This is a genomic window from Klebsiella sp. RHBSTW-00215 (assembly GCF_014103785.1).
Classification (GTDB): Bacteria; Pseudomonadota; Gammaproteobacteria; order Enterobacterales; family Enterobacteriaceae; genus Klebsiella.
The window spans coordinates 1649429-1673146 of the sequence record NZ_JABXQS010000001.1; the positions used below are offsets into that span (position 1 = coordinate 1649429).

At 52.9% G+C, this 23718-nt stretch carries 22 protein-coding genes; 12 read left to right on the forward strand and 10 right to left on the reverse strand.

The features are described 5' to 3' along the window. Positions 1-194 precede the first annotated feature (194 nt). Both ppiC (HV127_RS07875) and ppiC (HV127_RS07880) read right to left on the reverse strand, forming a co-directional pair. The gene (ppiC, locus tag HV127_RS07875) at positions 195-476 is read right to left on the reverse strand and encodes a peptidylprolyl isomerase PpiC (protein ID WP_110276900.1); all 282 of its coding nucleotides are present in this window, start codon (positions 474-476) and stop codon (positions 195-197) included. Positions 477-527: 51 nt separating this feature from the next. Further along, positions 528-809, reverse strand: a complete 282-nt coding sequence (ppiC, locus tag HV127_RS07880) for a peptidylprolyl isomerase PpiC (protein WP_110276899.1) — start codon at positions 807-809, stop codon at positions 528-530. Between the two features lie 194 nt (positions 810-1003). Here ppiC (HV127_RS07880) and HV127_RS07885 point away from each other — a divergent pair, with 194 nt between their 5' ends. From HV127_RS07885 to rep, 4 genes are all read left to right on the forward strand, one after another. Then, entirely contained in the window at positions 1004-1708 is a 705-nt protein-coding gene (locus HV127_RS07885; RefSeq protein ID WP_182235536.1) for a Crp/Fnr family transcriptional regulator, read from the forward strand. A gap of 26 nt (positions 1709-1734) precedes the next feature. After that, a complete protein-coding gene (locus HV127_RS07890) occupies positions 1735-2484 on the forward strand; it encodes a nucleoside phosphorylase (protein WP_182235537.1) in 750 nt (249 codons plus the stop codon). Next, positions 2484-3212 carry a nicotinamide riboside transporter PnuC gene (gene pnuC / locus HV127_RS07895; RefSeq protein WP_182235538.1) on the forward strand — a complete coding sequence of 243 codons (729 nt, stop codon included), beginning with the start codon at positions 2484-2486 and terminating at the stop codon, positions 3210-3212. Before HV127_RS07890 ends, pnuC begins: the two co-directional genes overlap by 1 nt. A 99-nt stretch (positions 3213-3311) precedes the next feature. After that, a complete protein-coding gene (rep, locus tag HV127_RS07900; RefSeq protein WP_182235539.1) occupies positions 3312-5330 on the forward strand; it encodes a DNA helicase Rep in 2019 nt (672 codons plus the stop codon). A gap of 3 nt (positions 5331-5333) precedes the next feature. Here rep and HV127_RS07905 read toward each other — a convergent pair whose 3' ends face one another. The 3 genes from HV127_RS07905 to HV127_RS07915 are packed head-to-tail and all read right to left on the reverse strand — an operon-like array spanning position 5334 to position 8730. Then, on the reverse strand, positions 5334-6296 hold the full coding sequence (locus HV127_RS07905; protein ID WP_182235540.1) for a PfkB family carbohydrate kinase: 963 nt from the start codon (positions 6294-6296) through the stop codon (positions 5334-5336). Continuing rightward, entirely contained in the window at positions 6280-7695 is a 1416-nt protein-coding gene (locus tag HV127_RS07910) for a cytosine permease (RefSeq protein ID WP_182235541.1), read from the reverse strand. Before HV127_RS07910 ends, HV127_RS07905 begins: the two co-directional genes overlap by 17 nt. 18 nt (positions 7696-7713) lie before the next feature. Further along, on the reverse strand, positions 7714-8730 hold the full coding sequence (locus HV127_RS07915) for an ADP-ribosylglycohydrolase family protein (protein WP_182235542.1): 1017 nt from the start codon (positions 8728-8730) through the stop codon (positions 7714-7716). A 220-nt stretch (positions 8731-8950) separates the two neighbouring features. Here HV127_RS07915 and HV127_RS07920 point away from each other — a divergent pair, with 220 nt between their 5' ends. Beyond that, positions 8951-9703, forward strand: a complete 753-nt coding sequence (locus tag HV127_RS07920) for a GntR family transcriptional regulator (RefSeq protein WP_182235543.1) — start codon at positions 8951-8953, stop codon at positions 9701-9703. A 63-nt stretch (positions 9704-9766) separates the two neighbouring features. Here HV127_RS07920 and HV127_RS07925 read toward each other — a convergent pair whose 3' ends face one another. From HV127_RS07925 to rhlB, 5 genes are all read right to left on the reverse strand, one after another. After that, complete coding sequence (locus tag HV127_RS07925) at positions 9767-10489, reverse strand: DUF554 domain-containing protein (RefSeq protein WP_182240591.1); 723 nt, start codon at positions 10487-10489, stop codon at positions 9767-9769. A gap of 75 nt (positions 10490-10564) precedes the next feature. Next, positions 10565-11563, reverse strand: coding sequence for an amidohydrolase family protein (locus tag HV127_RS07930; RefSeq protein ID WP_182235544.1), 999 nt, complete (start codon positions 11561-11563; stop codon positions 10565-10567). A gap of 138 nt (positions 11564-11701) precedes the next feature. Further along, entirely contained in the window at positions 11702-12622 is a 921-nt protein-coding gene (locus HV127_RS07935) for a LysR family transcriptional regulator (RefSeq protein WP_182240593.1), read from the reverse strand. 18 nt (positions 12623-12640) lie between these two features. Continuing rightward, complete coding sequence (gene gppA / locus HV127_RS07940) at positions 12641-14149, reverse strand: guanosine-5'-triphosphate,3'-diphosphate diphosphatase (protein ID WP_181484169.1); 1509 nt, start codon at positions 14147-14149, stop codon at positions 12641-12643. Between the two features lie 125 nt (positions 14150-14274). After that, on the reverse strand, positions 14275-15540 hold the full coding sequence (gene rhlB / locus HV127_RS07945; RefSeq protein ID WP_110276892.1) for an ATP-dependent RNA helicase RhlB: 1266 nt from the start codon (positions 15538-15540) through the stop codon (positions 14275-14277). Positions 15541-15880: 340 nt separating this feature from the next. Here rhlB and trxA point away from each other — a divergent pair, with 340 nt between their 5' ends. The 7 genes from trxA (at position 15881) to rffG (ending at position 23717) form a co-directional block, all read left to right on the forward strand. Next, complete coding sequence (gene trxA, locus HV127_RS07950; protein ID WP_004097507.1) at positions 15881-16210, forward strand: thioredoxin TrxA; 330 nt, start codon at positions 15881-15883, stop codon at positions 16208-16210. Between the two features lie 331 nt (positions 16211-16541). Then, positions 16542-17801 (forward strand): transcription termination factor Rho, encoded by a 1260-nt coding sequence (gene rho / locus HV127_RS07955; protein WP_110276891.1) that lies wholly within the window; start codon positions 16542-16544, stop codon positions 17799-17801. A 243-nt stretch (positions 17802-18044) separates the two neighbouring features. Continuing rightward, on the forward strand, positions 18045-19139 hold the full coding sequence (gene wecA, locus HV127_RS07960; protein WP_182235545.1) for a UDP-N-acetylglucosamine--undecaprenyl-phosphate N-acetylglucosaminephosphotransferase: 1095 nt from the start codon (positions 18045-18047) through the stop codon (positions 19137-19139). 21 nt (positions 19140-19160) lie between these two features. Then, entirely contained in the window at positions 19161-20207 is a 1047-nt protein-coding gene (wzzE, locus tag HV127_RS07965) for an ECA polysaccharide chain length modulation protein (RefSeq protein WP_182235546.1), read from the forward strand. 56 nt (positions 20208-20263) lie between these two features. Beyond that, a complete protein-coding gene (gene wecB, locus HV127_RS07970) occupies positions 20264-21394 on the forward strand; it encodes a UDP-N-acetylglucosamine 2-epimerase (non-hydrolyzing) (RefSeq protein ID WP_112216131.1) in 1131 nt (376 codons plus the stop codon). After that, complete coding sequence (wecC, locus tag HV127_RS07975; protein WP_182235547.1) at positions 21391-22653, forward strand: UDP-N-acetyl-D-mannosamine dehydrogenase; 1263 nt, start codon at positions 21391-21393, stop codon at positions 22651-22653. Before wecB ends, wecC begins: the two co-directional genes overlap by 4 nt. Continuing rightward, on the forward strand, positions 22650-23717 hold the full coding sequence (gene rffG / locus HV127_RS07980; RefSeq protein ID WP_182235548.1) for a dTDP-glucose 4,6-dehydratase: 1068 nt from the start codon (positions 22650-22652) through the stop codon (positions 23715-23717). Before wecC ends, rffG begins: the two co-directional genes overlap by 4 nt. The last annotated feature ends 1 nt before the right edge of the window (position 23718 follow it).

Genomic DNA, 23718 nt, shown 5'->3' on the forward strand with positions numbered 1-23718 from the left:
TGCTTTATAGTGTGATTTTAATCACAAAAAAGTGAGAGGCATGAATGTTTTTGACATGTCAGATTTGAGAATTGGATGTGATGATGGTTCGGCCATTGCAGAAAAAGTCAGTGTTCGTTATGAGGAGTGGGAATTTTTTCGCATAACTAACATGTCAGATATTGGCCCTTTACGAAAGAAAAGGGCCAAACTGGTTATTTGCGGTACAGCACTTTGATGATGTGATAGCCGAACTGGGTGTGCAGTGGGCCGGTAGGTTCCAGCTCCGGGCAGGAGAACACGACTTTATCAAACGCAGGAACCATCTGGCCCTGTTTGAATTCACCTAAGTGGCCGCCTTTTTTGCCTGAAGGGCAAGTAGAGTGTTTCTTCGCCAGTTTCTCGAAATCGCCGCCGTTTTTAATCTGCTCCAGCAGGTCGAGGGCCAGTTTCTCTTCTTTAACCAGGATGTGCATTGCTGCCGCTGTTTTAGCCATGATCGCGCCTTGATTGAATGGGGATGAATCAGGGCGCAATAGTAGCATGGGCTAGCGTCGATATAGCACCTTAATGATGTGGTAGCCGAACTTGGTTTTGACCGGCCCGTAAGGCTTCAGCAGCGGGCAACTGAAGACGGCTTTATCAAACGGCCCGACCATTACCCCTTGATTAAACTCACCAAGATCGCCGCCGTTGCGGCCGGATGGGCACTTTGAATAACGCTTTGCCAGGTGATCAAAACTCACGCCGCGCTCCAGCTTCGTAAGGATCTCCTGCGCCAGCTTTTCGTCTTTTACCAGGATGTGCAGGGCTGCTGCGCTCTTTGCCATTATTTTGTTCTCACTTCTCAAAGATGTGCCGTTACTTTACCACCCGTCCTGGGCCTGGACATATACTCTTCGCCATCCCAGGACAGATGTCCCGCCTGGTTAATGGAAGCGGGAGATGAGCGACATTTTTACCCGGTATATTCCTTCTTGCCCAGGACAACCGTCCTGTCCTTCCCGTCGTGGAGAGAGATAACATGGATGCAATGAAAAAAGCTGAGTTTTCAGTCGCCTGGCTTGCCGGGCTTAGCGAGATTGTTGGCGATCCACAGCTGTATGAATTACTGAAATATTGCCCACTGGAAATTATGCAGCGTTGGCGCTTTGAAGAAATTCCGCGCGGCACGTTTATCTGTCGACAGGGTGAAGTATGCCAGCGTTTTTCGCTGATTATCGCCGGTGAGGTCGATGTCTTTTATGAGGCGGAAGATGGGCGTCGTTACCAGCAGGCTCGCTATGGTAAGGGCGACATGCTGGGTGAACTCGAAATCTTCGAGTCGCGCCAGTACATCTGCTCGGTTGTCGCAGTTGGCCATGTACAGCTGCTGAGCTTGTCGCAGGAGCATTTTTGCCGTTGGCTGGCGTTAGATAACCATTTTAACCAGCGGATGCTGCGCTTTTTTAGCCAGCAATATTACCAGCTGTCGAAAAAGGCCAGTAGCGACAACCTCTACTCGCTGCATCAGCGGATGTGCCAGGCATTATGGCAGCGCTACCAACAGAGCGGTGCGCGAGAAATCTTGCTCGATAAGCAGAATCTCAGCCAGGAATTTGCGGCAACCACCCGCAGTATTAACCGTATTTTGCACGACCTGAAAACGCTACAGATTATTGATACCGATGGCGAACGCATCGTGATATTAGCCCCTGAAAAATTAAAGCAGGAGGCTGATATCGGATAACAGCAAAGAGTTAAGGAGACGGGAGAATGGCGCTGCAACCCCATATTCAATTGAGCAGAGAAATGACAGGTGCGCGGTATGCGCTGTTGCCGGGGGATCCGCAGCGGGTGGATCGCATTGTCAGTTTTCTTGATAACCCGGAGTTGCTGGGCCAGAACCGGGAGTTTCGCGCCGCGCGAGGCTGGTATCAGGGCATTGAAATTCTGGTCGTCTCCACTGGCATCGGCGGGCCATCCACGGCTATCGCCATTGAAGAGCTACGCCAGATTGGCGTGACCACCTTAATTCGCATCGGAAGCTGTGGGGCATTGCAGGATAACCTTGCGCTCGGCGATGTGATTATCGCTCATGCTGCGGTTATGGATGACGGCACCAGTCGAACCTATGCGCCAGCGGGTTACCCGGCCTGCGCCGACCCGCGGCTTACCTGGGAACTGATGGCGCAGTCACTTAAAATGAATATCCCCGCCGTTTGCGGTCTGGTGCGTAGCCATGACAGTTTTTATACCGACCGCGAAGCAGAACTGGATGTACAGTGGTCGGCGCGCGGTATTCTGGGTGCGGATATGGAAAGCGCCGCTTTAATGACTATCGGTGCATTACGCGGGCTACGAACCGCCTCATTACTCAACGTAGTTGTTGCCCACAACGGTTGCCTGGACAGCAGTATCAATGATTATGTCCAGCAGGAAACGCTGTGCCAACAGGGCGAAGAACGACAAATTACTTTGGCGCTGCGCGCCATTTATTCCGATAGCCAGCAAGGGGGTCAGTGATGGACTTTTTTAGCATTAACAATGTGATGGTCGACATTCCTCTCGGCGAAGGCGGCTATGCGCTATCGTGGATTGAAGCCATCGGTACCGTGTTTGGCCTGTTGTGCATCTGGTGCGCCAGCCGGGAAAAAATTATCAACTATCTATTTGGCCTGATTAACGTCACCCTGTTTGCGGCGATTTTTTTCCAGATTCAGCTCTACGCCAGCCTGCTGTTGCAGGTGTTTTTCTTCGCCGCCAATATTTACGGCTGGTATGCGTGGAGCCGTCAGAATGATGAGAAAGAAGCCGCGTTGAAGGTACGCTGGCTCTCCCGGCAGCAGACGTTAATGTTGGGCGGCGTCTGCGTGGTAGCGATTGTGCTGATGACGCAGTTTATAGATCCGGTGTTTGCGACGTTAACCCGTATCATGATCGCCCTGCTGCAAATGACCGGCATGCAGGTTGCGATGCCGGAATTGCAGCCTGACGCGTTCCCGTTCTGGGACTCCACGATGCTGGTGTTGTCCATTGCGGCGATGGTGCTGATGACGCGTAAATACGTGGAAAACTGGCTGCTGTGGGTGCTTATCGACGTGATTAGCGTGGTTATCTACGCGGTGCAGGGCGTTTACGCCATGTCGCTCGAGTACGTCCTGCTGACGGCGATTGCAGTGATGGGATCCTACAGTTGGATCAAAAGTGCGCAGCGCAACGGTTACACGCCGCTTGCCGGGACGGCTTCCTGATTTACAGATTACAGGCTGCCTGAAAGGGTAGCCTGTTGCTCTCTCCGCCTCTCTTTCTGCTACAATCCTCACCCCGTTCGAAGATTGAGCAATATTCCCATGCGTTTAAACCCTGGCCAACAACAAGCCGTCGAATTCGTTACCGGACCGTGCCTGGTGCTGGCGGGTGCCGGTTCCGGTAAGACCCGCGTTATTACCAATAAAATCGCCCACCTGATCCGCGGCTGCGGCTATCAAGCACGCCATATTGCAGCGGTGACTTTTACCAACAAGGCGGCGCGAGAGATGAAAGAGCGCGTCGGGCAAACGTTGGGGCGTAAAGAAGCCCGTGGTTTGATGATCTCCACTTTCCATACGCTGGGACTGGATATTATTAAGCGCGAGTACGCGGCGTTAGGGATGAAATCTAACTTCTCGTTGTTCGACGATACTGACCAGGTAGCATTGTTAAAAGATCTTACTGAAGGACGGATCGAAGATGACAAAGTGGTGTTCCAGCAGCTGATCTCGACGATCTCAAACTGGAAAAACGATCTGCAAACCCCTTCACAGGCTGCTGCAAATGCGAAAGGTGAACGGGATCGGATCTTTGCCCACTGTTATAGCTTGTACGATGCGCATATGAAAGCCTGCAACGTACTGGATTTTGACGATCTTATCCTGCTGCCAACGCTGTTGTTGCAGCGCAATGAAGAAGTGCGTGAACGCTGGCAGAACAAGATTCGCTATCTGCTGGTGGATGAATATCAGGATACCAACACCAGCCAATATGAACTGGTGAAATTGCTGGTGGGACAACGGGCGCGCTTTACCGTGGTGGGTGACGACGATCAGTCGATCTACTCCTGGCGTGGCGCGCGGCCGCAGAACCTGGTTCTGCTCAGTCAGGATTTCCCGGCGCTGCAGGTGATTAAGCTGGAGCAGAACTACCGCTCTTCCGGGCGTATCCTGAAGGCGGCCAACATCTTGATTGCCAATAACCCGCATGTCTTTGAGAAACGCCTGTTTTCCGAGCTGGGCTATGGTGTGGAACTGAAGGTACTTTCCGCCAATAATGAAGAACATGAAGCTGAACGCGTAGCCGGTGAACTGATCGCCCATCACTTTATTAATAAAACCGAATACAAGGACTATGCGATCCTTTATCGCGGCAACCATCAGTCGCGGGTTTTTGAAAAGATGCTGATGCAAAACCGCATCCCGTACAAAATTTCCGGCGGCACGTCGTTTTTCTCCCGCCCGGAAATTAAAGACCTTCTGGCTTATCTACGCGTGTTGACCAATCCGGACGACGACAGCGCTTTCCTGCGTATCGTTAATACGCCAAAGCGTGAAATTGGTTCGGCGACCCTGCAAAAATTGGGCGAGTGGGCTATGGGGCGTAACAAAAGTATGTTTACCGCCAGCTTCGATATGGGACTGAACCAGACGCTAACCGGGCGCGGCTATGAGTCGCTGACCCGCTTCACCCACTGGCTGCGGGAGATCCAACAGCTCTCAGAGCGTGAGCCGATTGTCGCCGTCCGCGACCTGATCCGCGGGGTGGATTATGAATCCTGGCTCTACGAGACCTCACCCAGCCCGAAAGCCGCCGAAATGCGGATGAAAAACGTCAATATGCTCTTTACCTGGATGACCGAAATGCTGGAAGGGAGCGAAATCGATGAGCCGATGACGCTCACTCAGGTTGTCACCCGCTTCACGCTGCGCGATATGATGGAACGAGGGGAGTCTGATGAAGAGACGGATCAGGTTCAGCTGATGACGCTTCATGCCTCAAAGGGGCTGGAGTTTCCGTATGTTTATCTGGTCGGCATGGAAGAGGGGTTGCTTCCCCATCAAAGTAGCATTGACGAAGACAACGTCGATGAGGAACGACGCCTTGCTTACGTTGGCATCACGCGAGCACAGAAAGAACTGACCTTTACGCTATGTCGGGAACGCCGACAATACGGTGAGCTAGTACGTCCGGAGCCGAGCCGCTTCCTGCTGGAGCTGCCGCAGGACGACCTGATTTGGGAGCAGGAGCGCAAGGTTATCTCGGCGGAAGAGAGGATGCATAAAGGCCAGGCGAACGTCGCCAACATCCGGGAGATGCTGGCGAAGGCGCGTAAATAGCAGTTAGCGATCGTTTTCCTGCCGAAGCTGGAACTGGCGTAGCTCCTGACGAGTGGGAGCGCCGTCTGAGCCTGGCCTGCTGACAACGATAGCTGCCACCTCATTGCCCAGCAGCGTCGCCTGACTCAGATTCATCCCGCAGGCCAGCCCGGCAATCGTTCCCGCACAGTGGCTGTCTCCTGCGGCAATTGTATCGTGAACTTCCACGCGGCAGGCTGGGATATGCTGCGGCCCTGCGTTGGGTTCAACTACCCACGCGCCATCCTTATCAAACCGACAAATCGCCCGCAGCTGCCAGTCGCTGACGAGTCGAGAAGCTGACTCAAGCGTGGCGTTCTCCTGGTGGTATAAACGTGCGCTTAGCGCGCTGAGTTCGTCGCGATTTAGGGTGAGTATGGGACGTTTGCGCAACAATGCCTGAATAAAATCAATATCCATATCGCACAGGCGAGGGCCAAAATCGACAAACAGCGTTTTATCTTCCGTAAGGCCCAGAATCCACTGGCGCAGCATTTCGCTGGCCAGCTCGTAGCCTGAGACGTAAATAATCGCGTCCTTCGGCTGCGGGATTTGCGCCAACAGCTCGGTGCTCCAGTGCTGCTCGCAGCCCTCAACGGTGATAAACGTCCGCTCTTTGTTGGCCTCTACGAGGGCCAGACACCAGCCGTTATCGTGGGTGGGATGGCGCAAGAGAACCGGTAAACTTTCCTGCGCCATTTTTTGCGCAACGGCTTGCCCCCAGTCGCCATTACCCACCGGGATGGCGTTAACCGGGGCCAGGCCGAGGCGTGCGAGCGCGCGTGCGACGTTAAACGCGCAGCCGCCAATCTGCCGCCCACCATCGCTGGCGGAGACATCGCTACCGCTTTGCGGTAGCGTATCGAGGTGGAGAATAAGGTCGCCAAAAGCAGCGCCGATAACCACTATCGGCCGCTGGGGCGATAGCCGGTCAGCAGTTATTGTCACGGCAAGCCCCCTTTCTGGCTCCGAACACGAGATACAGCACCAGGCTCAGAATAAAAGAAACGAATAATCCCAGGCTTGAGTCCGCGAAAATCCCGACCGCGAAAGGCCCATCGATAAACCCGGTTTTGGATACCATCAATCCCGCCAACGCGCCGACAATCCAGCAGCCCAGCGCGGTTCGGTTCGCGCCGCTTTCCCTGAATAAGTCAGCTTCCGAATATCCGGCATGGCGGCGGATCCGGTAGAAATCGATGATGAAAATGGCGGCCCAGGCGGCCAGAAATACGCCGCAGAAAATCAGAAACGCAATAAACGGCCCGAGAAAATCTTTCGAGACAAACAGCACGTAGAGCGCGATCCCCAGAACCAATACGGCATCGATGGCCACGGCGGAACGCTGCTGTAGCTTAATCCCCATGCTTAACAGATTAAGGCTAGCGGAATAGAGGCTCAACACAGCGATGGTCACGACCCCGGCGGTAGCCGCGGCAAGATAGGGGATTGCCATCCAGGAAGGCAGTAGTTTGCCGATCGCGGAAATTGGATTTTCGCTGGACGCCAAATCAGGGATTTGGGCGGTAAGCAGTATCCCGGTGAGCATCAGCAGTAGTAAGGGAAGGGCGGCGCCGCTAACAACGGCGAGAAAAATGCTCTTTTCACCGGAATCAGGACGCTGATCCCGACTATAGTCGGCACCGGCAATAGCCCAACTGATGCCGGTGCCTGCGGCGATAATAGAGACTGCCGGGAGAAAACCGGTCAGCCAACTGCCTGAAGGCAGGGCGAGGATGGCCTGCCAGTCCGCGGTGAACAGCAGATAAATCACTACCAGTAGCGTCATGGCACCAAAGATTCGGGTGATCCATTTTTGCATCATCAGCACGGCATTTTGGCCGAGTACGCTGACCAGCACGGTCAATCCGCCAAACAGGAAAAGCGATAGCGCAGTGGTCGTCAGGCTCTCTTCAAAACCCATGGCGGCAAACAGCGCGACGAGAGTGAGCGTGCCGGTAATGATATTGACCGATTCCCAGCCCATCAGGTTCACCCAGCAAAAGCTGGTGGGCGCGATATTACCGCGTTTGCCAAATATGACGCGGGAAAGTGTCAACGTTGTGGTACGTCCAATTTTTCCGGCGATGCTGGTGACGCCGACCAGCGCAAAGGAGGCGACTCCTGCGATGGCAGCAAGAATTGACTGCCAGAATGAGAGACCGAACGACACAATAACTGCACCGTAAACAACCCCAAGAATGCCAATATTCGCCGCGCACCAGACGAAAAAGAGCTGTACCGGCTTTTGGTTTTGGTGAATCGGGGGAACCAGACCGATCCCCAACTCCGCCATTCCGGGATCCGCCGTTTGGATATTGCCATCGTATGAAGCTTTGTTGTCCATATTGATGCCCTCTGTGAATTATGCGAAGCGGTAGCCTGCAAGCCGCTGTGCGTAAGGCGCGAAGTCGATGCCGTTGGCCTGATTAATCTGTTGTATATGTTCTTCAGGGAAAGCTTCTATACCATGAAGCGCGCCGCAGATAGCCGTTGCCATCGCACCAATGGTGTCGGTGTCGCCGCCTAAATTTGCCGCAAGCATGGCGCATTTCATGGGCTGCGTTCCTGACAGTTCGACAAGCGCAATTGCTGCCGGGACGGATTCGATAATATCCATGCCGGCACCGATATCTTCGTAAATACGTTCAATGCCTGTCAGGTGGTCAGTCTCTTTGGTCATCATATCTAACGCTAAGTGAATACGATTCCCGAGAAGTGGACTAAAAGTGGACTCATAATGGCGCTGGGTTTCATTTGCGAGTGATGCCAGCTCGGTTTTGATTAACGGCCACCCGGCATCTTCAATGGCGCGGCTGATGGCCCAGGCAATCACCACCGCGCCGGCAATCGCGATATCTGATTTGTGCGTCGGGAGGCAGGATAGCCGTACTTGCTCAATGAAAAATGTTCTGTCCCTGGTTGGTAGTAGACAGCCCATCGGCGCCACGCGCATTGCTGCACCGTTGGTCACGCCGTTGGCCACTATCTCATCCAGCACCTGCCCCTGCTCGAGCGCGAGCAGGGAAGCTTTCGAAGTCGGGCCGAGAATATTCTTCTCAAATGCCTCATAGCGTCTGGCCCACAGCAGTATATGTCTGGCGATAGCAAGTGGATCGGTGACGCCGTTGGTTTCATTGAGCGCATCCATCAAAGCGATGCATTGATGCGTGTCATCGGTAAACTCTGCGGCGCTAAATTCACTGGCCGCAATATTCTCTTTCGGTCCGGGAAGGAAACGTTCAATCCAACCAAAATGGTTGATGATTCGACGTTTAGGCCACAGCTCGGAAGGCATTCCCATTGCATCACCCACGGCTTGCCCATAAAGACAGCCAAGGATACGGCGTTCGGCGGTATAGGTAGGGCGAATATCAGTCATCGACGACTCCCGGCAAGAGGTGAATAAAAGTTGTACTAAAAATAGATCCAGATTAAGTCCAGTTAAAGTCCTTTATAATCACTCTGTGATCGATAGCGCATTCTGATAGCAAATTAGGATCTGGGAGAGCGCGGAGGGGCGTTATGATGGGGCTATAGATTCCAGTATGGATCCACTATGATAAATCCACTGCTGCTTAATCCCTTAAGGCCACTAAATTATGTCGCAACCGCTGTTTGAGTATATAAAAGGTCGCCTGAATGCTGAGGCGCCTGCGCCGCTTTATATTCAATTAAAACAGGCTATTGAAGCTGCAATAGCAGATCGGTTACTGGTTCATGGCAGTATTTTGCCCTCTGAACGCAAAATGTCTCAGGCTCTTGAGCTATCGCGTGTGACGGTGGTTAAAGCGCTGGAGGCGCTACTGGAAGCCGGCTTGGTTATTAAGCGCCACGGGAAAGGCACCGAGGTGAATCTGCCGGTAAGTTATAATCTTGCCAGCGGCGGATTTTCTGCTCAGCTACAAAATTCAGGGACGGTGTCCAACCGGTGGTTGGTGAGGGAAAAATTGGCGGCGGACGATATTCTGGCTCGCGAACTGGAGATCCCGGTCGGAGATCGGGTGGCGAAAATAAAACGCGTGCGTTTAGTTGACGCCCTTCCGGTTTCCATCGAAACCATGTTTATTCCTGAACGTTTTTTGCCTCGCCCGGATTTACTCGAAGGCTCTCTGTATGTCCACTGGGCTGAAAACAATATTTTTCCCGATCTTCAGGATTACTCTCTGACGGTGCATATCCCTTCGGGTGAAGAGCTGAATTTGCTCGATTTACCCCAAGGAGTACCGTTGATGAAAATTACGCTGAAAAGCCGTAACGCTCATGGGGAGGTGCTTGAGTACGGCACCGCGTTTTGCCTGAGTAACTACTTTAATTTTGATTTCAGAGTAAAGCTTCAGTCGTTGCGGACATAGGCACTGTAGGCACAGTCTGGAAAGATGATACCAGCATCCGGGCGATGCTGGTGTTATTAGCTTTCAAGCGACGAATTGCTGCCACACGGCGGAGAAGGGCATTACCAGGATTAGCGATGGCAGCATATTCGCCGTAGGAAAGGCGCGAATTCCGCAGAGCCGAAAACCTGTCGCCAGCATGATGATGCCCCCGCAGGCCGTAAAATCGGCCACCATCGAGGGATTAATCATCGTCATGATAAAACTGGCGGCAAAAAAGAGAATAACGAAGACAATAAGCTGAGGCACAAAGATGACGGCGATAATGTAGCCGAGTGCGGAGGCAAAAATCGCGGCGGTGAAGAAGTCGAGGATAGATTTTGTAAACAGTATTGTTGCATCTCCGGTCATACCTTCCTTTAAGGCACCGAAAATACCGGTGCCGCTGGCGCAGAACAAAATCAGTACGCCGATAAATTGATTAGTAAAATCCTCTGCATTGATGCCTGCATCCCCTTTGGTGGGGAATATTTTCTCAATCGGGCCGCGCAGCTTAACGCCTGCGTTTTCGATATGTTTTTCAATATGCGCCAGGCTACCAATAATGGTGCCGACAATGACCGCCAGGGCGATGGGCGGAAGGTTTACCAGTTTGTTGAGGAAAAATACGCCCATGCTGATCGAAATTAATCCGGCAATTAAAGGTAAGGTCTTTTTTAAATGCTCAGGAATAAATCGGTTGAGAGTGGCACCGAAAATTGCACCGACAAGCAGTGAGCCGCTGCAAACAAAAATACCCACTGGCATAGCATCTCCTCCTTTTTGTGTGGCGGATAAATAAAAGGGCCTGATTGCAGGCCCCTTTATCATAATCATGCTTAATTATTTAATATTGAATACGCGGCTGGCGTTGCCCCAGGCGATTTTATTTTTCAGTTCCGTCTCCATTTCCAGCGGATCAAACCAATCGCAGGCTTGGTGGATATCTTCGTACGGATAATCGACAGAGAACATCACGCGATCCGGGCCCATAATATCCAGCGCATTTTGCAGAGAATAGGTATTGAAGTGACCGCTGGTGGTGACGATGAAGTTATTCTGCAAATAGTGCATTAACGGTTTTTCCGCTTTACCCAAACCGCAACCGAAGCGCTGACGGTAGAGACGATGCTGAGTACGCGGCAGCATGTGAACCAGGCCTTCACCTAAATGCCCCAGCACCAGATTCAGATTAGGATAACGGTCAAACAGGCCGCTCATCATCAGGCGAATAGCGTGAACTGCGGTTTCCTGGGCAAAACCCCAGGCTGAGCCGATCAGGCTTTCATAGCCAGTGTAGATCCCGCGTGCCGGGCCTTCCAGAGGTTCACGAGGATGCAGGTAAACCGGGACGTTAAGCTCGTTCACTTTATCCCAAAATACCAGCATGGATTCATCATCCAGGTACAGGCCATGTTCGCTATCCTGAACGTTGGTGTAACCGTTAATCAGTGCGCCTTTCATGCCGAGTTTTTTAACCGCACGCTCCAGTTCTTCAGCAGCGGCTTCCGGGTTTTGCAATGCCAGGGTAGCAAAAGCGCTGAATTTATCTGGATTGGGTTTCACATAGCTTTCGACAATATAGTCGTTAGTTTCACGAGCGAAGGAAACCGCCTCGGCTTTATTAAGAATAGACTGCGCGCCAGGTGAAGTTAATGACAAAATAACGTGATCAATATTACGTTGAGCCATTTCGTCAAGCTGGTAGCTGCGATCTAATAAACGACGCTCAACGTCTTTCATATAATCAGAGCCATTTCTTGCCGCTTCCCCGGTAGAATCCCAAAGGCTGTTATTTTTAGGTGTTGAAACGTGTTCTTCTAAAGCGATTTTTCCACGCATGATATATTCCTCTGAACTGTTTTTTCGTATGACTTGATGCGAGGAGAATAAGTTTTTTTAGGTATTGACGGCAATAAGAGGAATGTAATACGGGTTATCAGAAAAACTAATACAGTATTATTTTTGAAAGCTTAAAAATTAATAAAGGATGGTATTGCTACCCGTCATAGCAAAGTTGGCGATCAGTGACCGTAACCAGATGTGGCCGGGATCGCGGTGCAGGCGCTGATGCCAGACCTGGCGAATTGCAATTTCCGGCAGTGAGAACGGCAGCGGCCAGCTGCGGCAGGGATAGCGATGGATGATATGGTGCGCCAATTGCTCCGGTACGACGGCGATCAGCTCGCTGCCTGCAACCAGCTCACCCGCACCTAAAAAGCTGGGCAGCGTAAGGGAGATACGACGTGGCATACCGTACTCATTGAGCAACTTATCAATATCGCCATGTCCGGTACCGTTAACGTGAACCGCCAGATGCTTTTCCAGCCGCCAGTTTTCAGCGGTAAACGTGGAGCAGATTCTGGGGTGATTTTCTGCCGCGAGGCAGACATATGATTGATTAAACAGGCGCTGTTGGTAAACGCTATCCGGTAGCTGCATCAGATAACCGATGGCTAAATCACACTTACCTGACTCGAGAGCACCCAGCGTTTGATCATCAATATTCAGCACTGAAAAGGTAATCGTTTCCGCATTCTGCTGCTGTAATTGCGCTTGCAGCGGCGGTAACAACGTCATCTGGCTGATATCGGTCATGCCGATGGTGAAATTACGCGTGCTGGTTTGCGGGATAAATTCAGGGTTACCAGGCAGTTCGTTATCGACCAACTGAAGAATGGTAAAAATGGTCTGTGCAATATCGTCTGCTCGCGGCGTGGGTATCATTCGCTGCCCGATGCGCACGAACAGGGGGTCGTCAAAATGGTCGCGTAGCTTTTTCAATAGCAGGCTACCGGTAGGCTGACTGATGTTCAGCGCTTCGGCGGCAGACGAAACATTCCCCAGGCGGAATAGGGCGGAAAAAAAACGCAGCGATTTGAAATCCAGTTCTTCCCGCATCATCTCTTCCTGTCAGGACTATTTTGTCGCGCTATCCCCGTTGAGCAGCAGCGGCCAATGGACATAGCTTTGCCACTGGCACTCTTGTTCTACCATCTCCCGCCCCAGCGGATGATTTTCCAGCCAACCCTCAGGCAGCGTCAGCGTGAGTTTCTCGCCTTCGGCAGCCAGCGCGATCATCGGCAGCAGGTCGTCGCGTCGACGGCTGGCAAACAGGATCGCCAGACGCAGCAGACGGCACATGTGCTCAGCCACCCTCGGCGGAACTGCGTTCTGTTGATGAATCGAAGAGAGATCGACCGCGTTGGTTTGGTTTAATAACAGCGTCGCGAGCAGCTTTTTTTGCGCAGGTGTGAAGCCGGGCAGGTCGAGATTTCGAACGAGCCAGGCCGCGTGCAGAGGCGCTTGCTTATACTCTACGCTCAGGCCTATTTCATGCAGCTGACAGGCACTTTGCAGCAGATCGAAGCATAATGGCTCAATATCCCAACTATTTTCCACCTGACGAACAAAATGCGCGGACAACTGTGCAACGCGCTGCGCCTGCTCGGTATCCACCAGAAACCGGCGCTGAATATTACGTAGCGTGCGGCTACGAATATCCTGATCGACCGACAGATGTAGCATGCCGTAGACAAGACCTTCACGCAGTGCCCCACCCGCTAGGGTCATACACTGAATGTTCAGCTCACTGAAAATGGCCATCAGTATTGCCAGACCGCTCGGGAAGACTAACGCCCGTTCGAGCGTTAAGCCTTCAATCTCAAGCTCTTCCAGACGACCGCACTGAATCGCGCGCTGTTTGAGCTGTTGTAGTTTGGCTAAGGTGATGCGTTCATCCATCCCCTGCGCCATCATGATTTCCTGCAAGGCCTGAACGGTGCCTGAGGCGCCGACGCACACTTTCCAGCCGTGATAGCGCAGAACATCGGCCACGGGGCGCAGCACTTCGCGCGCGGCGGTTTCGGCAAGGTCAAAATTTTCTTTGGTGAGGCTGCGATCGGCGAAGTAGCGCTCCAGCCAGGTGACGCAGCCCATCGACAGGCTGAAAAGCGAGGTAGTTTGCGCGCCGGTTCCGGTAACCAGCTCAGTACTGGCTCCGCCGATATCCACGACCAGACGCTGGTCCGCGCCGCCAGTGGTATGCGCAACGCCCTGATAAATCAGACGTGCTTCCTCTTCTCCGCTGATGACCTGCACCGGGCAGCCGAGGATTTCCCGCGCTTTTTCCAGAAATTCACCGGCGTTCACTGCCAGGCGCAGCGTCGCGGTGGCGACCACGCGAATTTGCGCTGGAGGTATATCCTGCAGGCGTTCGGCAAACAGACGTAAACATTGCCAGCCGCGCTCCATTGCTTCTGCGGAGAGCGTATTGTCGCTATTCAGACCGGCAGCCAAACGCACTTTGCGTTTAATACGACTGAGGGTCTGGATGCTCCCCGCCACCTCGCGTACAACCAACATATGAAAGCTATTGGAACCCAGGTCGATAGCTGCATAGAGCGAGGTGGAGCTCATACACTTCATCCTTCAAATTGCCTCTGTGTTGGCTGCGTTCTCTTACCCGAATCACTCACCAGAGTAAGCTCATCGGGATTCGTTCTCTTGCCGCCTTGATGCAACTTGAATGATTTTGTGTATGGCATATTGCTTTAACCTGAACGACGACGGTTACGTGGCGGACCGTTACGGCGTGGGCCGTTACCCGGACGCGGACGCGTCAGGCGAAGCGCCCTTGGCAGATCGGTCATGAGCGCATCTGGATTGTATTTGCTCACCGGAATCGAATGTCCAATATAGGTTTCGATAGCCGGCAGGTTCAACGCGTACTCTTCACAAGCCAGGCTGATTGAGTGACCGCTAGCGCCAGCGCGTCCGGTACGACCGATGCGGTGAACGTAGTCTTCACAATCGTCCGGTAGGTCGTAGTTAAAGACGTGAGTAACCGCTGGGATATGCAGACCACGTGCGGCTACATCTGTCGCCACCAGGATATCGATATCGCCACGGGTGAACTCTTCGAGAATTCGTAGACGTTTTTTCTGCGCGACGTCACCGGTCAACAGGCCGACGCGATGCCCGTCTGCTGCCAGATGGCCCCAGACATCCTCACAGCGATGTTTGGTATTGGCGAAGATAATTGCACGATCGGGCCACTCTTCTTCCAGCAGCGTCTGCAGCAGGCGCATTTTTTCTTCGTTGGAAGGATAGAATAACTCTTCTTTAATACGGTGACCTGTTTTCTGCTCCGGCTCGACTTCAACGTATTCGGCGTTGTTCATTTGCTCGAATGCCAGTTCACGCACGCGATAAGAAAGGGTGGCAGAAAACAGCATGTTCAGGCGCTGATTGGCCGGCGGCATACGACGGAACAGCCAACGAATATCTTTAATAAAGCCGAGATCGTACATGCGATCGGCTTCGTCGAGGACAACAACCTGAATGGCACCGAGGTTGATATGGTTCTGTTTGGCGTAGTCGATAAGGCGACCGGTGGTACCGATCAGAATATCAACGCCGCTTTCCAGTACTTTCAACTGCTTGTCGTAGCCGTCGCCGCCGTATGCGAGGCCGAGCTTCAGACCGGCAGTCTGTGCCAGCGGTTCTGCATCAGCGTGGATCTGCACTGCCAGTTCACGGGTCGGAGCCATGATCAGTGCGCGCGGCTGGTTGACCTGGCGGTCAGCAATGGCCGGGTGAGTGAGAAGATAATGAAACGTTGACGTAAGAAACGCCATCGTTTTACCGGTACCGGTTTGCGCCTGCCCGGCAACATCACGACCTTCCAGCGTCAGCGGGAGAGCGAGTGCCTGGATGGGTGTGCAATTATGAAACCCTTTTGTTTCAAGGGCTTCAATCACTGCCGGGTGCAGGGCGAAGTCGGAAAACTTCTGTTCTGTTAAGTGTGTTTTGCTCATAGTGTGGTAGAATATCAGCTAACTATTGCATTAAGAAAGCGTATCCGGTGAAATAACGTCAACCTTTCGTTGGCTATGCATGAAATGACTCAAGGTGCGTCTGCGGCAACTGAACGAATCCTCGAAAGCTTAGACTACTTAAGCGAGCCGGGGTGACAAATCTGCGATAAGCCGGTTTGAATACAGATTGCTTTGACTCCTGAGCGGCGAGGTCCATGATGGGCCGTGTCGCGCAGGTGGCTTAAAGGGGCATCCTGAAAATAGCGTGCATAACGTAGCATCGACACGTCGTCGATGGCTGCGACACCAACACACCAGGCTTATTCCTGTGGAGTTAAATATGAGCGATAAAATTATTCACCTGACTGACGACAGTTTTGACACGGACGTACTCAAGGCTGACGGGCTAACCCTCGTCGATTTCTGGGCAGAGTGGTGTGGTCCGTGCAAAATGATCGCCCCGATTCTGGATGAGATCGCTGAAGAGTATCAGGGCAAACTGACCATTGCGAAACTGAACATCGATCAGAACCCGGGTACTGCGCCGAAATACGGCATTCGCGGCATCCCGACTCTGCTGCTGTTCAAAAATGGCGAAGTTGCAGCAACCAAAGTTGGCGCGCTGTCTAAAGGCCAGCTGAAAGAGTTCCTCGACGCCAACCTGGCGTAAGCGATTTGCTATTCCGGCGTCCAGACTCCTATTTTTTGCGGATCTCTGGACGCCCGGCAAGAGTCGTGCTAAGTTAATTCCAGACTTCGTTTTAAACATACCTTTGTTTGAATCTTGTTTTACCCAAAGCATCCCGCAAAAAATGCGCGTGAAGCTAATAATTCCGGGCTTATCACTCATTCCGTCTAGTCGTTTCAGTTCTGCGTTCTTTCCTGTGACCAGGCGACGTACAGACACGAGATGAAAGCCGTTAACAGGCATGGATGTTCCTGCCATACCATTCACAACATTAAGTTCGAGTTTTACCCCGAGTTTAAGAACCCACACCATTATGAATCTTACCGAATTAAAGAATACGCCGGTTTCTGAGCTGATTACTCTCGGCGAAAATATGGGTCTGGAAAACCAGGCACGTATGCGCAAGCAGGACATCATTTTTGCCATCCTGAAGCAGCACGCAAAGAGTGGCGAAGATATCTTTGGCGACGGTGTGCTGGAGATACTGCAGGATGGATTTGGTTTCCTCCGTTCTGGAGACAGCTCCTACCTCGCCGGTCCTGATGACATCTACGTATCCCCTAGCCAAATCCGCCGTTTCAACCTCCGCACTGGTGACACCATTTCCGGTAAGATTCGTCCTCCTAAAGAGGGTGAGCGTTACTTTGCATTGTTGAAAGTTAACGAAGTTAACTACGACAAGCCGGAAAACGCGCGTAATAAGATTCTGTTCGAGAACTTAACGCCGCTGCACGCAAACTCACGTCTGCGTATGGAGCGTGGTAACGGTTCTACGGAAGACTTAACTGCTCGCGTCCTGGATCTGGCATCGCCGATCGGTCGTGGTCAGCGTGGTCTGATTGTTGCACCGCCGAAAGCGGGTAAAACCATGCTGCTGCAGAACATTGCACAGAGCATTGCGTACAACCATCCTGATTGCGTGCTGATGGTACTGCTGATCGACGAACGTCCGGAAGAAGTGACCGAGATGCAGCGTCTGGTGAAAGGTGAAGTTATTGCTTCCACCTTTGACGAACCGGCATCCCGCCACGTTCAGGTTGCGGAAATGGTTATCGAGAAAGCGAAACGTCTGGTTGAACACAAGAAAGACGTTATCATCCTGCTCGACTCCATCACCCGTCTGGCTCGTGCCTACAACACCGTCGTACCGGCTTCCGGTAAAGTGTTGACCGGTGGTGTTGACGCCAACGCCCTGCATCGTCCGAAGCGTTTCTTCGGTGCTGCGCGTAACGTGGAAGAGGGCGGCAGCCTGACGATTATCGCTACGGCTCTGGTCGATACCGGCTCTAAAATGGATGAAGTTATCTATGAAGAGTTTAAAGGTACCGGCAACATGGAACTGCACCTCTCGCGTAAGATCGCTGAAAAACGCGTCTTCCCGGCTATCGACTACAACCGTTCCGGTACGCGTAAAGAAGAGCTGCTCACCACTCAGGAAGAGCTGCAGAAGATGTGGATCCTGCGTAAAATCATCCATCCGATGGGTGAAATTGATGCGATGGAGTTCCTCATCAATAAACTGGCGATGACCAAAACTAACGATGACTTCTTCGACATGATGAAGCGCTCGTAAGTTAAAAAAAACCAGAGAACGCCACGCTATTGCGTGGCGTTTTGTTTTCTGGGTTTGTATGATCCAGAAAGGGAAAACAAAGCGGGTGTTATCGTATGATGTGTGCGGCACAATATCAGGCAGAGAGAACTTTAACAGACTAAAATCTATACAATAAATTTGTAATGTTCTGCTTTACCCCTTCAGGAGTTGAGACATCATCGTTATACTTCCCGGATTAACTATGCTGAGAGCACATGCGTTGTGAATTTACTCACTGCTATTACTGAATTAATCAGTATTTTCTTATTCACTACCCTATTTATATTTGTTGCTCGCAAGGCGGCAAAAAGAGTTGGGTTGGTGGATAAACCTAACTATCGCAAACGGCATCAGGGTTTGATTCCGTTAGTCGGTGGTATCTCAGTTTATGCAGGTATTTGTTTTACGTTTGCTATCGCAGATTATTATATCCCCCACGCGCGGTTATATCTGTCTTGCGCCGGGGTGCTTGTGCTGGTTGGTGCACTGGACGACCGCTTTGATATCAGTGTAAAAATTCGCGCGGTTATTCAGGCCGCCATCGCCGTCATTATGATGACGGTCGGTAATCTTCATCTTAGTAGCCTGGGTTTTATTTTTGGTTCGTGGGAGCTGGTGCTCGGCCCTTTCGGATTCTTCCTCACGCTTTTCGCCGTTTGGGCTGCGATCAATGCCTTCAATATGGTTGATGGTATTGATGGTCTGCTTGGCGGTCTCTCCTCTGTCTCTTTCGCAGCGACGGGCATCATTCTGTGGTTTGATGGTCAATACAGCCTGGCGATGTGGTGTTTTGCGATGATCGCCGCCATTTTGCCCTATATTTTACTTAACCTCGGTGTGCTTGGTCGTCGCTACAAGGTCTTTATGGGTGATGCCGGCAGTACCATGATTGGCTTCACTATCATCTGGATCCTGCTGGAGACCACGCAAGGCAAAACGCACCCCATTAGCCCGGTTACCGCGCTGTGGATTATTGCCATTCCGTTGATGGATATGGTGGCGATTATGTATCGCCGCCTGCGTAAAGGGATGAGTCCGTTCTCCCCGGACCGTCAACACATTCATCATTTAATCATGCGTGCCGGGTTTACTTCCCGCCAGGCATTCGTGCTGATCACCCTGGCTGCCGCGTTGCTGGCGCTGGTAGGCGTGGTGGCGGAATACACCCGTATTGTTCCTGAGTGGGTGATGTTGATACTGTTTTTGTTAGCCTTCTTCCTTTATGGCTACTGCATTAAACGCGCCTGGAAAGTGGCGCGTCTGGTTAAGCGCATTAGACGCAGAATACGGCGACACAGCAGCAATAATCCAAATTAACCAAGTAAGTCTGGGGACGTGATGACTCAACCATTACCGGGAGCACGAGCAGTGAACGTTGAGAATGAGCTGGATATTCGCGGGTTGTTTCGCGCCTTATGGGCAGGAAAAAGCTGGATAGCAGGTACGGCAGTGCTCTTTGCGCTGATTGTTCTGGTTTATACCTTTTTTGCTCGCCAGGAGTGGAGCGCAACGGCGATTACTGACCGGCCAACAGTGAATATGCTGGGCGGCTACTATTCGCAGCAGCAGTTCTTACGCAATCTCGACATCAAGGCCAATCTTGTATCGGTCGATCAACCTTCGGTAATGGACGAGGCGTACAAAGAGTTCATTATGCAGCAGGCGTCCTGGGATACCCGGCGCGACTTCTGGCTGCAAACGGATTACTACAAACAGCGCCAGTCGGGCAACGCTCGCGCGGATGCTGCATTGTTGGATGACCTGATCAACGACATTCAGTTTATGCCCGGCGATGCGCTAAAAAGCGTCAATGATAGCGTGAAGCTAACGGCCGAAACGGCACCGGATGCTAACAACTTGCTGCGTCAGTATGTCGCTTTCGCCAGCCAGCGTGCGGCAGGGCATCTGAACGATGAACTGAAAGGTGCCTGGGCGGCGCGGACCGTGCAGATGAAAGCGCAGGTAAAGCGACAGGAAGAGGTGGCTCGCGAGATTTTCAATCGCCGCAACCATAGCGTGGAGCAGGCGCTGAAAGTCGCACAACAGCACAACATTTCTCGCAGCGAAACCGATGTTCCGCCTGACCAACTGCCAGATTCGGAACTGTTTTTACTGGGGCGGCCGATGCTGCAGGCTCGACTGGAAAACCTACAGGCAGTGGGGCCGGAATACGATATCGACTATGACCAAAGTCGAGCAATGCTAACAACATTGAACGTTGGGCCAACGCTGGACCCGCGTTTTCAGACTTACCGGTATTTGCGAACACCTGAAGAACCGGTAAAACGCGATAGCCCGCGCCGCGTATTTCTGATGGTGATGTGGGGGATTGTGGGCGCGCTCATCGGCGCAGGCGTTGCGTTATCGCGTCGCCGTATCCAGTGAATGCAGCCTGTGATGAAGGACATTCGGCCTTCATCACCTAATCGAAGAGAATCGATGTGAAAGTACTAACCGTATTTGGCACGAGACCAGAAGCCATCAAGATGGCGCCTCTGGTACATGCGCTGGCAAGGGATCCTCATTTTGAGGCGAAAGTTTGCGTGACCGCGCAGCATCGGGAGATGCTCGATCAGGTGTTGAAACTTTTTTCTATTGTTCCGGATTATGACCTCAACATAATGCAGCCGGGTCAGGGGTTGACGGAGATTACCTGCCGCATCCTTGAGGGGTTAAAGCCGGTGCTGGAGTCATTCAAACCGGACGTCGTGCTGGTGCATGGCGATACTACCACCACGATGGCGGCGAGCCTGGCGGCTTTCTATCAACGTATCCCGGTGGGTCATGTCGAAGCAGGGTTACGCACGGGCGATTTGAATTCGCCGTGGCCGGAAGAGGGGAACCGCACGTTAACCGGACGGCTGGCGACGTACCATTTTGCGCCGACGGAAACCTCGCGACAGAACCTGCTGCAGGAGAACATTGCGGATGCTCAAATTACGGTCACGGGTAACACGGTGATTGATGCGTTGTTCTGGGTACGCGATCGCGTGTTGAGCAACGAAGCGTTAAGCAGTGAACTGACCGAGCGCTATTCCTTCCTTGGCAATGGCAAGAAGATGATCCTGGTTACCGGGCATCGTCGGGAGAGCTTCGGTCGCGGTTTTGAGCAAATCTGCCATGCGCTGGCGGAAATTGCTGCTAATAACCCGGACGTACAAATTGTTTACCCGGTTCATCTGAACCCGAACGTCAGCGAACCGGTTAACCGCATTCTCGGCCATGTTGATAACGTCATGCTGATTGAGCCGCAGGACTATCTGCCGTTTGTCTGGTTGATGAATCGCGCATGGCTGATTCTCACCGACTCCGGCGGTATTCAGGAGGAAGCGCCGTCGCTTGGCAAGCCGGTGCTGGTGATGCGTGAAATGACTGAGCGCCCGGAAGCCGTTAGCGCTGGCACCGTGCGCCTGGTGGGTACTGACAGCCAGCGCATCGTCGATGAGGTCACGCGCTTACTGCAAGATGAGTCCGCGTATCAAGCCATGAGCCGGGCGCATAACCCGTACGGCGATGGACAAGCGTGTCATCGTATTTTGTCCGCACTTAAAAATAATCAGGTAACGCTATGAGCTTTTCTACCATTTCGGTAATTGGCCTTGGGTATATTGGCCTGCCAACTGCAGCCGCCTTCGCCTCCCGGCAAAAGCGGGTGGTCGGCGTTGATATCAATCAACATGCCGTGGAGACCATTAACCGTGGTGAAATTCATATCGTGGAGCCGGATCTGGCGAGCGTCGTCAAAACGGCGGTCGAGCAGGGTTATCTGAGCGCCACCACCGCGCCGGTGGAAGCCGACGCTTACCTGATTGCGGTACCGACGCCGTTTAAAGACCTGCATGAGCCAGATATGGTTTTCGTTGAATCGGCGGCCAAATCTATCGCGCCGACGCTGAAGAAAGGCTCGCTGGTGATCCTCGAATCCACTTCCCCTGTCGGCTCAACCGAGCAAATGGCAGGCTGGCTGGCGGAAATGCGCCCTGATCTGAGCTTCCCGCAGCAGGTCGGCGAAGCGGCGGATGTGAATATCGCCTACTGCCCGGAGCGCGTACTGCCGGGACAGGTCATGGTTGAGCTGATTAAGAACGATCGCGTGATCGGTGGAATGTCCCCGGTTTGCTCCGCCCGCGCCAGCGAGCTGTATAAAATTTTCCTTGAAGGCGAATGCGTGGTGACCAACTCGCGCACCGCCGAGATGTGCAAGCTGACCGAAAACAGCTTCCGCGACGTCAATATTGCGTTTGCCAATGAACTCTCGCTGATTTGCGCCGATCAGGGGATTAACGTCTGGGAACTGATTCGCCTGGCGAATCGCCATCCGCGCGTCAATATTCTCCAGCCCGGTCCGGGCGTTGGCGGCCACTGCATCGCGGTCGACCCGTGGTTTATCGTGGCGCAGAACCCGCAGCAGGCGCGGCTTATCCGCACCGCGCGCGAGGTGAACGACCATAAACCAGAATGGGTGATCGACCAGGTTAAAGCGCGGGTTGCCGACTGCCTCGCGGCCAGCAATACGCGCGCCAGCGAGCTGAAAATCGCCTGCTTCGGCCTCGCATTTAAACCCAATATCGATGACCTACGTGAAAGTCCGGCTATGGCGATTGCCGCGCAAATCGCCCGCTGGCATGGCGGCGAGACGTTGGTTGTTGAACCGAATATTCATCAATTGCCGCAGAAACTCGACGGTCTGTGCACTCTGGCGCAACTGGACGATGCGCTGGCGAACGCCGATGTGCTGGTGATGTTGGTCGATCATAATGAGTTTAAAGCAATTAGCGGAGATAGCGTCAGCCAGCAGTTTATCGTCGATACCAAAGGGGTCTGGCGGTGAGAACGATTCTGGTCACCGGCGGAGCCGGGTTTATCGGTTCGGCGGTGGTACGCGAAATTATCACTGAGACCGCCGATAACGTGGTGGTCGTTGATAAGCTGACCTACGCCGGGAATCTGATGTCGCTGGCACCTGTTGCTCAGGATGCTCGCTTTGCCTTTGAGCAGGTGGATATTTGCGATCGAGCGGAGTTGGATCGCGTATTTAGCCATCATCAACCCGATATCGTGATGCACCTGGCCGCCGAAAGCCACGTTGACCGCTCAATCGATGGTCCAGCGGCGTTTATTGAAACCAATATCGTCGGTACCTATACGCTGCTGGAAGCGACGCGGGCTTACTGGAATGGGCTCAAGGATGACCAAAAATCGGCCTTTCGTTTCCACCACATCTCGACGGATGAGGTCTATGGCGACTTGCATGATAGCAATGCCTTTTTTATCGAAACCACGCCTTATGCGCCAAGCAGCCCCTATTCGGCTTCGAAGGCCAGCAGCGACCATCTGGTGCGCGCCTGGCAGCGCACCTATGGCCTGCCGACGCTGGTCACCAACTGTTCGAATAACTACGGCCCCTATCATTTCCCGGAAAAACTTATTCCGCTGACCATCCTTAACGCGCTGGCTGGCAAGCCGCTGCCGGTTTATGGCAACGGGCAGCAGATTCGCGACTGGCTGTATGTGGAAGATCACGCCAGGGCGCTGTATCGGGTGGCGGCGAGCGGTGAGCCGGGCGAAACTTACAATATCGGCGGCCATAACGAACGGAAGAATATCGAGGTGGTGGAAACCATTTGCGATCTGCTGGAGGAGCTAGCGCCGCACAAACCGAATGGCCTGGGGCGCTATCGCGATCTCATCACCTTCGTTGCTGACCGTCCTGGACACGATGTGCGCTACGCCATCGATGCGACGAAAATTGAGCGTGAGCTGGGCTGGACGCCGGACGAAACGTTTACCAGCGGGATGCGCAAAACCGTTCAGTGGTACCTGGCCAATGAAGCCTGGTGGCAGCAGGTGCTGGATGGCAGTTATCAAGGCGAACGCCTGGGGCTGCAAGCCTGAG